The organism is Treponema sp. UBA3813, from assembly GCA_002368605.1.
Taxonomy (GTDB): Bacteria; Spirochaetota; Spirochaetia; order Treponematales; family Treponemataceae; genus Treponema_D.
On the sequence record DFEB01000038.1, the window covers coordinates 1 to 13,458 of the forward strand.

11 protein-coding genes are annotated in these 13,458 nt (G+C 46.0%); 9 read left to right on the forward strand and 2 right to left on the reverse strand.

Going from position 1 to position 13,458, the window contains the following annotated elements; all coding sequences use genetic code 11:
• The 4 genes from B2089_RS06460 to ligA all read left to right on the forward strand — a co-directional run.
• The coding region (locus B2089_RS06460; protein WP_296686412.1) for a hypothetical protein at nucleotides 1-800 on the forward strand (800 nt) is incomplete at its 5' end.
• Between the two features lie 2 nt (nucleotides 801-802).
• Nucleotides 803-1,441, forward strand: coding sequence for a hypothetical protein (locus B2089_RS06465; protein ID WP_296322523.1), 639 nt, complete (start codon nucleotides 803-805; stop codon nucleotides 1,439-1,441).
• A 28-nt stretch (nucleotides 1,442-1,469) separates the two neighbouring features.
• Entirely contained in the window at nucleotides 1,470-2,183 is a 714-nt protein-coding gene (gene trmB, locus B2089_RS06470) for a tRNA (guanosine(46)-N7)-methyltransferase TrmB (protein WP_296322520.1), read from the forward strand.
• Nucleotides 2,184-2,271: 88 nt separating this feature from the next.
• Nucleotides 2,272-4,215: an NAD-dependent DNA ligase LigA gene (gene ligA / locus B2089_RS06475; protein ID WP_296322518.1), complete on the forward strand. Its 1,944-nt coding sequence runs from the start codon at nucleotides 2,272-2,274 to the stop codon at nucleotides 4,213-4,215.
• On the opposite strand, the gene B2089_RS06480 is transcribed toward ligA, so the two are convergent.
• Nucleotides 4,212-5,228 (reverse strand): M23 family metallopeptidase, encoded by a 1,017-nt coding sequence (locus tag B2089_RS06480; RefSeq protein WP_296322515.1) that lies wholly within the window; start codon nucleotides 5,226-5,228, stop codon nucleotides 4,212-4,214. The genes ligA and B2089_RS06480 overlap by 4 nt on opposite strands.
• Nucleotides 5,229-5,277: 49 nt before the next feature.
• Nucleotides 5,278-5,997 (reverse strand): precorrin-2 C(20)-methyltransferase, encoded by a 720-nt coding sequence (cobI, locus tag B2089_RS06485; protein WP_296322512.1) that lies wholly within the window; start codon nucleotides 5,995-5,997, stop codon nucleotides 5,278-5,280.
• A gap of 221 nt (nucleotides 5,998-6,218) precedes the next feature.
• Here cobI and B2089_RS06490 point away from each other — a divergent pair, with 221 nt between their 5' ends.
• The 5 genes from B2089_RS06490 to lon all read left to right on the forward strand — a co-directional run bounded on the left by B2089_RS06490 (nucleotide 6,219) and on the right by lon (nucleotide 13,450).
• Nucleotides 6,219-7,283, forward strand: coding sequence for a PTS transporter subunit IIC (locus tag B2089_RS06490; RefSeq protein WP_296322511.1), 1,065 nt, complete (start codon nucleotides 6,219-6,221; stop codon nucleotides 7,281-7,283).
• Between the two features lie 177 nt (nucleotides 7,284-7,460).
• Nucleotides 7,461-7,808: an FHA domain-containing protein gene (locus tag B2089_RS06495; RefSeq protein ID WP_296322508.1), complete on the forward strand. Its 348-nt coding sequence runs from the start codon at nucleotides 7,461-7,463 to the stop codon at nucleotides 7,806-7,808.
• Nucleotides 7,809-7,821: 13 nt separating this feature from the next.
• Nucleotides 7,822-8,844: a metallophosphoesterase gene (locus B2089_RS06500; protein WP_296322506.1), complete on the forward strand. Its 1,023-nt coding sequence runs from the start codon at nucleotides 7,822-7,824 to the stop codon at nucleotides 8,842-8,844.
• Nucleotides 8,845-9,026: 182 nt separating this feature from the next.
• Nucleotides 9,027-10,700: a serine/threonine protein kinase gene (locus tag B2089_RS06505; RefSeq protein ID WP_296322503.1), complete on the forward strand. Its 1,674-nt coding sequence runs from the start codon at nucleotides 9,027-9,029 to the stop codon at nucleotides 10,698-10,700.
• A 158-nt stretch (nucleotides 10,701-10,858) separates the two neighbouring features.
• On the forward strand, nucleotides 10,859-13,450 hold the full coding sequence (gene lon, locus B2089_RS06510) for an endopeptidase La (protein WP_414717866.1): 2,592 nt from the start codon (nucleotides 10,859-10,861) through the stop codon (nucleotides 13,448-13,450).
• The last annotated feature ends 8 nt before the right edge of the window (nucleotides 13,451-13,458 follow it).

Sequence of the window (13,458 nt, forward strand, 5' to 3'; positions counted from 1 at the left end):
TCATTGATGAGCGCACCAAAATCGAAGACAAACAGCTGCGCGGAATGATTTCCAAAAAAGAAACTGTTGTCCGTCAGGCAAAAAAAGAAATCCTTGACCCAGTCTGGAAGTCAATCATGGAAAACAAGGAATATTCCCTTGAGGAGCGCAACATTTATCTTCTCATGACCGAAAAATTCCTTAATCGGCTTTCTCTCATGAATTGGTACATCATCTTGAAATTCTTCAAGGATAAAGAGGCTTTCACTCAGATTAACATCGCAATCCGCCATCTTCTTCAGATTTATATGGAGAAATCTCGTGTTGCAGAGTATATTTCAATCCTTCTTATGGAACTTGCTCTTAATGCCGAAAACCAGAATCTCAAAAAAGAAGCGAAAGTTCTCTATAATGGTGTGGATGACCTCGACGCATTGCTTTTTGACCCAGAAGTTCGCTCAAAAATCATAGCAGAACTCAAACGCAAGCACGAACTTGTTTCACTGTCATGGAAATTAGGCGGTGGCTCAACGGCTATCGGTAAGCAGGGGCGCTTGCAGATTATGGTCCTTAACAAAAGTGACGAAAATCAGGAAGCTAAGGCAAACATTGAGGATAAAATGGCTGCCGATACAAACAAACGCTCCCTTATCGATTTTTACCGTGAAATTCCAGACGGTCAGGGCAGCACGGATTTGGGCTTGTACTATCTTTCTTACCTTGACGATGCCTGTAAAAAACTCAATGTCAAATTCGAGTCTATCGTTAATGAATTCGCTAATCAGGATTTGACGGTTATCAACTTAATTTTCAATTTTTAACCGTGCGTCATTCAGTTTTTTTCTGTTTCATTGCGCTTTTTTCTTTTTCTCTTTTTTCATGTGCAGAAAGCGAGGCCGATGTTGTATCTGCATCCGCTACGGTAGTTTTTGATTATTCTGACAGTGAATCGCTTCCTTCCGTTCGCCTTGCCGTTTTTGTTCAGGTTACGAGCGACATACAGAGAGCGGATAATTTTACGATTTCAAATACTGAATCAGGCTATACATGGTCAGTTGCCAAACCTGGAATTTTCACAGGCCTGAATAAAAGCTATGCTTATTCTTTGAATCTAAATGTACCTGAAGGCGATTCTCTTCCGACTGGAGAATATATGCTTTTGTATAAAGATGCAGCTGGCAGTGAGGATTCGATCCGTTTTTCGGTAAATTACGATAAAGAGCTGCTTTCGGCAAATTCCACTGCTTGCAAAAAAATTCTCTCCAATGTTACGGAGAATGTTGCTGTTTACGATGCATCTGGCGAGCTTCTTTTTATGGGAAAGGCAAAAAGTTCGTGGAAAAATAATGATGCGATTCTCAGAGACTACAAACTTGCCCGTACTAAACGAATTTGTTATGTCGCACCAGGAAACAGTATTATCTGTATGATGCCGGCAGAAAACTTGAAAACGGAAAACTGAAAGTTGAAAACGGAAAAAAGGTATTAAAATGAGTGACGATAATAACAATAATGAAATAGTTCGAAAATCCGACGGAATTCATCGGGAGATACACACATTCGTCCTCCGTCAGGGGCATTTTACGGCCAGTGAGCGAAAGGCTTACGAGGAGCTTCATGACCAATTCTGCCTTCCTTATTCAGAAGAAAAGCTTGATTTTGAGAAAATCTTCGGAAATAAAAATCCTGTGGTGGTCGAAATAGGCTTCGGCATGGGAAAGGCCACCGCAATCATTGCCAGTGAAAATCCAAATATCAATTACATAGGAATTGAAGTCCACAAACCAGGCGTTGGAAAACTTCTTGGTGAAATCAGTGACCGGGGACTTAAAAATCTCAGGATTATTGAGTATGACGCTATGGAAGTGCTTAAAAATCAACTCACTGACCAAAGCGTCTCTGCCTTCCACATTTTCTTTCCAGATCCCTGGCAGAAAAAGCGCCATTTCAAGCGCCGACTGATTCAGCGCCCCCGCACTGACCTAATGACACAAAAGCTCATAAAAGGCGGCTATCTCTATTTTGTGACCGACTGGCTTCCTTATGCAGAGTTCGGCATGGAGCAACTGACGGCGACTGAGGGACTTAAAAATCGCTACCAAGGCTATGCTCCACACCAGGAATGGAGGCCTGAGACGAGATTCGAGCAGAAAGGCATTGACGCAAACCGTGTCATCAACGAAATGATGTTTGAAAGAATTTGATGCGGATGGCACTGATTAACGCAGATGGCCAAACAATAAATCTGTGTGTATCTGCGTATATCTGCGTCTGATAAAAAAAGGATTACCTATGGCAGATTTATTTGACATTGACGAATCGGCTCGAATCAGCGAGCTTGCGACACTCATCAAAAAATATCAGGACTCATACTACAACGGCGAGGGAGAAATTTCCGACGCAGAATTCGACAGGCTCTGGGATGAGCTGAAATCCCTTGACCCGAATAATCCTGTCTTGCAAAGGGTCGGAGCCGACAGCGGAAACTTTGCAAAAATCCGCCACATTATGCCTATGGGAAGCCAGGAAAAGGCGGCGAACCCGGAACAATTTTTGGCATGGGCAAAAAATCACGCTTACGATGAATATCTGGTTGAGTACAAACTGGACGGAGCATCTTTGGAACTTCAATATGTTCACGGCGAGCTTATGAGGGCTGTTACCCGCGGCGACGGAACGATTGGAGACGACATCACGGCCAACGCAAAAAAAATGCAGGGCGTTCAGGCAGCCCTCTTTGATTGTGAACACAAAAAAATCGATTTTACGGGCGGAATTCGCGGCGAAGTTATTATGAGCCACACCGTCCACGAAAAATTCTATTCCGACAAGGCAAACTGCCGTAATGCCGCCAACGGTCTCATGAAGAGAAAGGACGGAAGCGGAAGCGAAAATCTCCTTCTTATGACTTATGATGCCCTTGCCACGGAAGGGGAAAGTCCTTTTTCAGACGAAGAGGGAAAAATCAGCTGGCTTAAAAGCATGGGCTTTAAGACTTCTCCATTAAAAATCTGCAAAAGCGCGGAAGATGTAATTTCTTATCGGGCAGAAGTAATGGAAGAGCGAAAAAGCCTTGACTACGACATCGACGGTCTTGTCATAAAAGAGAGACGGATTGATTTGGCAGACGCAAGCCGCGCCCGCCCTGACCGGCAGATTGCATTTAAATTTTCCCTTGAAGAGGCAGTCTCTGTCTTGCGCGAGGTTGAGTGGAGCGAGTCGGGCGCGACCTACACCCCGGTGGCTATTTTTGACGAAGTTCAGCTAAACGGAACCACTGTTCAGCGCGCTTCCCTTGCAAATCCCGACACCATGCGCTCTCTGGGAGTCAAAATCGGAAGCAAGGTTGTGGTCGTAAAGCGTGGAGAAATCATTCCCAAAATCGAAAGCGTTCTGCCTGAGGAAGAAGGGCAGAAAACAAGCGCTATTATTTTCCCCAGTACCTGCGCTGTCTGCGGAAGTCCACTTCGGGACGAGGGAAGCCGGCTTTTCTGCCCAAATAAATCCTGCGAGAAGAGAGTGCTGCACCAGCTTCAAAAATGGGTTGGCGTGGTAGATATCCGCGACTTCGGCGACACTCTTTTGCGCTCCCTTTTTAAAAATAAGGAAGTTTCTTCAATTTCAGACATTTACTCCCTTACGACAGAAAGCCTTGTCCCTTATTTTTTAAACGAAGAGTCAATAGAAAGCCAGAAAGATTCCCTTGGCGCAAAAAAAGTCTATGAGAGCATACAAAATCACCGCAGAATGGCACTTGCTGTCTTTATCGCGGGCTTTGACATTGAGGGAATGGGCGAAACCATGGTACAAAAACTCATTGACGCTGGCTTCAATTCTCTCGAAAAACTCCTTTCTGCCAGCGAAGAAGAAATTGCCGCCGTCTACGGCTTTGCCGAAATCACCGCCAAAATCTTTGTGGAAGGGCTGGCTGAAAACGCCGAGGAAATGCGCTCCCTTGTGGCAAATGGCATTATTCAAATCGAGGAAATCGGTGGCGGAGCCCTGAGCGGAAAATCATTCTGTTTTACAGGCGAGCTTCGCACTATGAAAAGGACTGACGCTGAGGCTATGGTCAAAAAAGCGGGAGGCAGCTGCAAATCTTCCGTTACAAAAGACCTGAGCTACCTGGTTACCAACGACACGGAAAGCGGCTCCAGCAAGAATGTTAAAGCCGCCAAATTCGGAATTCCTATTATCAATGAAGAGGAATTCCTTCGCTTAGTGAACGGAAGTTAATTTTTCTTTTTGCCTGCCTCTTCTTTAAAGGTAAAATCACTTACGAAAAAGTCCGGGCTTACGGCTTCCATGTTTAATCTCATTTCCCAGTGCAGGTGAGGACCTGTGGCAAGGCCAGTGGCCCCTGAAAGCCCGATAAGTTCTCCCTGTTTTACCATCTGCCCGACTTCGACTTTAAGCTCGCTCATGTGATAGTAAAGGGAATAAAGGCCGGGAAGATGCTCAATGCAGATGCTCCATCCTGTGGAAATCCTGTCTTCTGCCATAACGACCTTTCCGCCGGCGCAGGCACGGACTTCGCTTCCAGTGGGAACTCCGTAGTCGATTCCGTAGTGCAGGCTTGTGGAAGATTTTCCGTTGTTGTATGCGTAAATACGGCGGTCCCCGAAGAAAGAAGTTCGCCGTGTAGCTGGATTCGGCGGATTAAAAGCGGCGTCAAAATATATTGCGTCTGCGTTTTTTGTGTCCAGAATCTTGTTGAGTCGGTTGATTTGATCCATGCGCTCAGAAGAGACATTTGTTTTGATTGCCGTGTTTGACGCGTTGAGGGGAATGGTCTCCGAGACGAATTCTTTTTCGATGATTTTTACGGGAAGGGAGATTTTGTTTTCTTCCCCAAGGACCGAAAATTTAATTTCTGCTGAATAGTCTCCGGTTTTTGCGTAAGTTGAAAGAGGAGCGCCTGAAAGCAGCACCGAGCGAAGAAGTTTTTTTGTCTTGTTTTCTTCTATTTTGTAAAAAAGTGATTTTGAAGTCGCCTTTTCGTTAAGATTTCCATCCTCTTTAACTCGGAATATTTCAAGACTGCCTGATTCCTTTGCAGCGGGAAGAGATTTGATGAAATTTTTGTTTTTTGACTCAAAGCAAAGGCGTATAAAGACCGCATCTCCCGGCTGGACGCTTTCAGGATAGTAGGCCGTGAGCGTGTAATTTTTATAATCAAATGCTTTTGAAAGAGAAAAAGCAGAGAAAGCAAAAAGCGCAAGAAATATAGAAAGAATATTTTTTTTCATAAGAGAAGTATAGCACAGAAACTTGAAATTAGGAATTAGCGATTAGCAATCAGCATTTTACTATCATAACGGAAAGGTATGACGCTTTTATGTCTTCTTCTGTCATGGCGGCGATTTCTTTGCCTCGGAAGATTTTTTCGTCTTGGCAGCTGGCTTTTTGAATCAGCGTGGCATTTTGAATCATGTCCAGCTTCTCCAAAATCGAGATAATTTCCTTTAGGTGGCGGCCCATTTTCATTAAGACTTTTGTGCCCTCGTCTTTTAAGGCGGATTTTAGCTTTCCTTGTGAGAAAAATGCGTCTCCCGGAATTACGGTGAGTTTTTCATCCCTGTCGCAAAGAGAAATTTCACTGGAAGCGGCGGCGGCAGAAAATGAGTTTACCCCGGAAATAAATTTGACTTCAAATCCGGCCTTCTGTATAAGGCGGACAGTGCGGGCGGCAGTGGAGTAGAGGGAAACATCGCCGATGGAGAGCATGACCACAGATTTTCCTTCCTGTAAGAATTTCAGGCAGTCAGAAGCGACTTTCCCATATTCGGCGGCGGATTTTTCCTTGTCGTCCGTCATGGAAAAGCGGCAGGGAATGAGCGATTTTCGGGAAAGGTCTAGTCCTGAGATTTGGGAAATTGAGTGGAGGGCGATGGTGTTTTTTTCGCTTTCCGGGAAGAAAATCGCGTCACATTCACGCAGAACTCGAATGGCCTCAAATGTAATCTGTTCTGGATTTCCCGCTCCGGTGCTAACGGCATAAAAGATTCCTTTTTTCATAATTTATAGTAGCATATTTTCTAGTTTTCTGTTACATTTTCTGACATATTTAATCAGATGTTACGGTTTTGATGACTGATGACAGACTCGCCGCTTCTTTTAAGATTCATGCGTACTGTCTAACGGGTTCACGAAGGCTCCTAGGTCTACATCAGAAGTGACTCAATGAAAAATCCAATTTTTTTATTCTCTCACAAGGTTCTTTTGAACAAGGAGTTCGTATGAACAAGTATGTCAAGCGTTATCTTATTGACGCTCTCAGCGGTATGGCTCAGGGACTTTTTGCTTCCCTCTTAATCGGAACAATCATCAAGACTTTGGGGCAGCAGCTCCTTCGATTGGGAACAAATCCTGTCTTTCAGTTTTTAGTCGATGCGGGAAACTTTGCCACGGACGGTCATGTCGTCGGCGCGGCAATGGCTGTGGGTATCGGTTTTGCAATGCAGCTTCCTGCCCTGGTTCTTTTTTCACTGGTCGCGGTCGGCAGTGCGGCAAATGTGACTGGCGGGGCGGGCGGTCCTTTGGCTGTCCTCGTGATTGCAGTTGCGGCAGCAGAGCTTGGTAACTTGGTCAGCAAAAAAACAAAGGTTGACATCATCGTCACTCCTTTGGTGACTATTCTTTCAGGTGCTCTTCTCACGGTTCTTTTTGCCCGCTATATCGGTCTTGCGGCTTCTTCAATCGGAAATATCATTGTTTGGGCGACAAAACTTCATCCTTTCGTAATGGGAATCATCATTTCTGTTCTCGTGGGAATCGTCCTCACTCTCCCTATTTCTTCTGCGGCAATCTGTGCGGCTCTCGGTTTGGTAGGCTTGGCGGGCGGGGCTGCTGTGGCCGGCTGTTCTGCCCAAATGGTGGGCTTTGCAGTCCTTTCATTCCGCGAAAACGGTTGGGGCGGCATTCTTTCTCAGGGCTTGGGAACGAGCATGCTCCAGATGCCGAATATCATCAAAAATCCGAAAATCTGGATTCCGCCTACGCTTGCCTCGGCAATCACCGGCCCGATTGCAACCTGCCTTTTCAAAATGGAAATGAACGGCGCGGCTGTCTCTAGCGGCATGGGAACCTGCGGCCTTGTAGGCCAGATTGGCGTGATTGCAGGCTGGTACTCACCCAGCGAGGCGGCTCTTGCCCACGGAGCGGCTGCAATTTCCCCGTCAGCATTCGACTGGATTGGCCTTATCCTGGTCTGCTTTATCCTCCCCGGCCTTTTAAGCTGGGCCTTCGGCCTCCTCCTCCGCAAAATCGGCTGGATTAAAGAAGGTGATCTCACGCTTGAGTAGAACACATGTGATGTTTACATGTGTAAGCTAATGCAAAAACAGGCGGAAGCGGGGTTCTGAAAAAAAGTCGCTTGAACTTGTTCACCGCGACTTTTTTTCAGGTTCACGCTGGGAGCCTGTTTTTGTTTTAGGGAAATAATTTGTAAAAATCGGCATGTGGTGTTATAATCAAGCCATATGGCAAATGATACAACTATCGCGACGACGAGCCCAATCGGACAGCACTTGGAAAAGGTAGCTGAGGGTGCGCCTGTCTCTTATTTAATGTTCAATCAAAAGAAGATTAATCTTGTGGCGAAGATGACAATCGGCCGTTCAACTGAATGTTCCATTGTCATCGATAACAAACTGGCCAGCCGTCAGCATGCGACCATTCAGAAAATCCGTGACGCTTACTTTTTGAAAGACGAAAAAAGCACAAACGGCACTTTCTTGAACGGTCATCGCATTCCGCCGGATAAGTATGTCAAGCTCAATCCTGGCGACAAAATCACGATAGGCGCAACGACACTGGTAATGTCTTAAAACAGGGACGCCCTTGTCAAATCTTCGCTTTCTCCTTCAGTCTTATCTTGATTCTCCCCAGTTTCCCAGTCATGAGGCTCTTCTTTCTCTTCTGGAAGGGGGAATTTCTGTGCTTGAGGGGGAAAACGCGGACTACCGACCCAAAGATGATGAAAAAAATGCCGGCGGTCTTCTTGATTTTACTGATTCCAAAAATGCTTCTCTTCCGGTGATTGTTATTCCTGACTTGCACGGTCGGGGAAAATTCCTCCTTGACATCCTTGATTTTGAACTAAATGGCGAGAAAGTTCTTTCACTTTTGGAGAAAGGCCGGATTTTTCTTTGCTGTGTAGGTGATATTTTTCACTCGGAGAACCGTGGCCGACAGCGGTGGAAGAACGCTTTTTTAGAGTGCATGGCGGGGAATCTGGTAAATGAACCTCTGCGTCAGGAAATGCTGGAAAATCTTTCCCTTTTGGAAATTATTCTTTCTTTAAAATCAGCCTTTGCCTCTCATTTTCATATTTTAAAAGGAAATCATGAGAATGTGACGAATGAAAACCACCGGGAAAAATACGGCAATGTGCCTTTCCGAAAATTCTGTGACGAGGGCAACATGGTGGCTGATTTTTTGCGTCATTTTTACGATGACTTGATTCTGCATGAAATTTCCTGTTTTGAGAAAGCCCTTCCTGTTTGCGCCGCTTTTCCCCGTTTTTTGGTGAGCCACGCCGAGCCTGCGACTTTTTTTTCTAGGGAGCAGATTATAAATTATCATGCAGACCGCTCAATCGTCACTTTTGCCCTCACATGGACGGCAAACGATGCTGCAGAGGACGGCACTGTGGAGCATCTTTTCAGGGAGCTGCTTCCGGAATCAGCGCAAAAAGAGGCTTTGTATTTTACAGGTCACCGCCCGGTTTTGGGGAAGTACGCCCTGCGTCAAGGCGACCGCCTGATTCAGATTCATAATCCCGATGTGGAGCAAGTGGCCCTGCTTCTTCCAGAGAGCGACTTCGATCCAGAGCGGGATATTATAGATATAGAAAGAAAATAAAAATTCCTCACGGATAGGGAGCGTTAAAAAATTGCAAAGCAATTTTAGCGATTCTCCCGAAGAGCTATGCTCGTAGGGCAGAGAGGTCTCAGAGTTTCTTATGGTTTGTGAAAATACTCCCTTAAAAAGAAGCTCTCTGTGTACTCCTGAACTCTGTGAGAAATTTATATATGGAGAAAATGATGGCAGAGAATCTTCCTCAGATGATTGGAAAGTACAGAATTATGGGGCTTGTGGCTAAGGGCGGCATGGGGGCTGTTTACAAGGCCGTTCATCCGACTCTTCGCCGCATGGTCATTCTCAAGAAACTCACGATAAAGGGCAATGCCACCATTCGGGAGCGTTTCAAGCGGGAAGCTCAGATTCTCCTTGACATGCAAAGTCCCTATATCGTGCATCTTTTTGATTATTTCGTTGAGGGAAACAGCCATTATATAGTAGAAGAATTCGTTGATGGTCTTTCCCTTGCCCAAGTCATTGAAAAACAGGTGTCGCTTGGTACGGAACTTTCTCTTCTTGTCTTCCTTGACGCCTGCTACGCGCTCAAATTCGCCCATGCAAGAGGAATCGTTCACCGTGACATTAAGCCCGGAAATATCTTAATCAGCCGCCGTGCCGAAGTGAAACTGGCTGACTTCGGAATTGCCGCCAGCGACGACATAGAGGAAATCGCGGTCACAAAATCAGAGCGGATTGTAACCAAGGTTGCGGGAGATGTCACCCAGACAGGAGTCACTTTGGGAACCCCCGCCTACATGAGCCCTGAGCAGATTATGGATTCCCGTTCTGTTGACAATCGGGCAGACATTTATTCCATGGGCGTCATGCTCTATGAAATGCTCACTGGTTCTAAGCCCTTTCCTTCGACAATCAGTGCTGAAAATCTTGAAAAAATCAAAAAGGGCAAGTACATCAATCCCCGGAAAATCGACCCGTCAATTCCCGTGGTTATATGCCGCATGATTCACAAAATGCTCAAGGCTAATCCTGAAAAACGCTATAAGTCCATCGATTCTGTCATCAAAATCGTAAAGAAATACCTGAGGGACTACGACACCCACGCAATCAGAATTTCCCTGGCTCAAATCATCTTGTCGAAAAATCAGTTCGTAATCCCTGAATTTGAAAAAAAGAGCCGGCTGGGAGTAAAAATCGCAAGCTATGCTCTTTCTGCAGTGGCTCTTTTCTGTCTGGGGATGTATGCCTGGAACGCGGGAATTTTCCACGCATCGATTTTAAGTCCCTGGTACAAGCCTGTCACCCTCAATCTGGTCACCCCGGTGGCAGGAGTGCAGAACAACATTTACGGCATGGACATTCCTGTAAAAGCCTATTTCTTTGACGAAAGTGACCCCGACTTGCCGGAAGTGCCTGGAAGTCAGCGGGATTTTAAGCAGAGCGAAGGCCTTATCTCAAGGACAAAAAGCGGAAAGACTGTCTCTCAAAGCTCAAACAAGAACATCAAGTACCTGTCGATAAAGCCTGTTTATTTAAAAGACGGAGCTTACCGGGTCAAAATCCTCATCGGTTCTTATGTGATGTGGTCAAGTTTTCAAGTGAACGGCGAGAGCGTGAATATGAATTTCGACAACTTGCAGAGGGTAGTGCGAGCCGTTACGGTGCAGACCCGCGCCTTCGATGCGAAAAGTGGCGAAATCCTTACTAACAAGACGAAATTTACGGTTCTCTACAACGGCGCTTTCGTTCCCTTCGAGAAAGTTCCCCAGAAAGAACTGACCAGCGGCAAGGTTATGAAAATCCACGCTGATTGCCCCGACTACAAGACAAAAGAATTCAGCATGATTATTGACTGGTACCAGGACACTCTTTTTGTGAACGCCGGGCTTGAGAAGTAAAAAACTTCCTTGCCGATAGCCCTTCTTTCCATTATATTTATAGTATGGCTAAACACGACGATGAAAACAAAGATACTAAAGAAAGCGAAAGTATTTCTAGTGAAAATAAAGAAAACAACGAAGATATAGAAAAATCTAAAGATGCCTTCAAAGATTTTATGAAGGATAATTTTGATGTTGAGGTGAATCTTGACGATTTGCCCGATGCATCTTCTGAAGAAAAAAAGTCTGATTCCTCATCCCAAAAAAAAGGTAAGCGTACCCGAAAGGTTTCCCTCAAGGATTTGGGCGAGGACGCACAAATCATGCCCATCGAGGATTTTTTGCCTCCAAAACTGAACATAATTCCTGTGGCGGGCCGCCCCATGTTCCCTGGCATTTTCACGCCCATTATGATTAACTCTCCCGAAGACGCAAAAACCGTGGAGAGCGTCTACGAGGGTGACGGATTTATCGGCCTTGTTCTTTTAAAAGACGATGATTCAAAAGACGGCGACAAGACTCCCAATATCAAGGATTTGTACACGGTGGGAACCGTGGCCCGTATCGTGCGCAAAATCAACCTTCCTGACGGCGGAATCAACATCTTTATCTCAACAATCAAGCGCTTCAAAATCAGGAAGACTTTGAGCGCGTCGAACCCGATTGTGGCCGCCGTTGAGTATCTTGAAGACGAAGAATTCGACACATTTGAGGTAAAGGCACTTACCCGCGCCCTCATCAGCGAAATGAAGGAAATCAGCGAGAACAATCCTCTTTTCAGCGAGGAAATGCGCCTTAACATGGTCAATATCGATAATCCCGGTAAAATCGCTGACTTCGTGGCTTCTGTCCTCAATGTTGAGAAGGCTGACCAGCAGAAAGTCCTTGAAGAGACCAATGTTCGCGCCCGAATGGAGCAGGTTCTGGTCTACATCAAAAAAGATCAGGATCTGCTTAGAATCCAGAAAAAGATTCAGAACGAACTCAACGAGAATTTTGAGAAGAACCAGCGGGAATACTTCCTCCGTGAAGAAATGAAAATGATTCAGGACGAGTTGGGAGTGGGCGAGGACGGCTCTGACTACCAGAAATTCAAGGCCAGAATCGCTGATTTTGAATTCGAGGGAGAAATCTTAGACACGGTTGAGAACGAGCTTGAGAAATTCAAACTCATGGATCCAAGTTCCAGCGAGTATTTTGTCTCACGGAATTATCTGGAGCTTGTCTGCACCCTTCCATGGAAGGACGAGTCAAAGGAAAATTATGATTTGGTAAAGGCTGCAAAGATTTTGGAGCGCGACCACTACGGCCTTGACGATGTTAAGAAGCGAATCATGGAATATCTTGCCGTCCGAAAGCTCAAAAAAGACAACAAGGGCTCAATCATGATTCTCGTGGGGCCTCCGGGCGTGGGCAAGACTTCCATCGGTCACTCAATCGCCGAGGCCATGAACAAGCCTTTCTACCGTTTTTCTGTGGGCGGAATGCGGGACGAGGCTGAAATAAAAGGCCACCGCCGCACTTATGTCGGAGCAATGCCCGGAAAAATCCTTCAGGGCCTGAAAATCGCCAAAACAAAGTCACCGGTCTTTTTGATTGATGAAGTTGACAAAATGGGAGCCAGCTACTCCGGCGGCGACCCGGCTTCTGCCTTGCTTGAAGTTTTAGACCCTGAGCAGAATGTTAGTTTCCGCGACTCATACTTGGACTTGCCTTTTGATGTCTCAAATGTCTTCTTCATTCTTACGGCAAACACACTGGACAAAATCCCTGAGCCTCTCCTTGACCGTGCCGAAATCATCTCCCTTGCAGGCTACATCGATCAGGAAAAGCTTGAGATTGCAAAAAAATACCTTATTCCCAAAAATCTTGTTAAGAACGGCCTTTCTAAAAATCAGGTCAAATACACCAAGGAAGCATTGCTCCGAATCGCCGAGGAATATGCCCGTGAAGCCGGTGTGCGCCATTATGAAAAGTGCGTCGATAAAATCCACCGGAAACTCATCACCCAGATTCTCACAGGAATTCCTGCCGAAAGCAAAAAGCTTGGGGCTGTCACTAAATCCGTCACCGATGAGGAAATCGGCTCCCTCAAAAAAGAGACTTTTGTGATTGACGCTCCAGATCTTGACAAGTACCTTGGAAAGCCTGTCTTCGACGAAAGCGAAATAAAAAAGGCTGACCGGCCGGGAACGGCAATAGGGCTTGCCTGGACCAGCATGGGCGGCGACACACTCTTAATCGAGTCAATCACTTTCCCAAGCGACAAGGGAGGCCTTCAGCTCACCGGCCAGATGGGAGATGTAATGAAGGAATCTGCCCAGATTGCCATGAACTGGGTCAAACAGTATGCGATTGAGCACAACATCAAAAAAGCCCAGTGGTTCGAGCGGAATACAATTCACCTTCACATTCCTGAGGGGGCAACGCCCAAAGACGGTCCGAGTGCGGGAATCACCATGGCCACGACTTTAATGTCACTTTTGACAGGCCGGCCCATAAAGCCGAATGTTGCCATGACGGGCGAGCTTGATTTAACGGGAGCTGTAATGCCGATCGGTGGCCTTCGTGAAAAGACTGTGGCTGCCCGCCGAAACGGAATCAAGACGATTTTTATCCCCAAAGCCAACGAGCGGGACCTGGACGACATTCCTGATCATGTTAAAAAAGGCATTACATTTATCCCGGTTCGTCAGGCAATGGAAGTTATGACCCAGATTTTCCAGCCCGCCGTCAAAAAAAGCGAAGACGTGGAGTATGGATTTTAGGAATTATT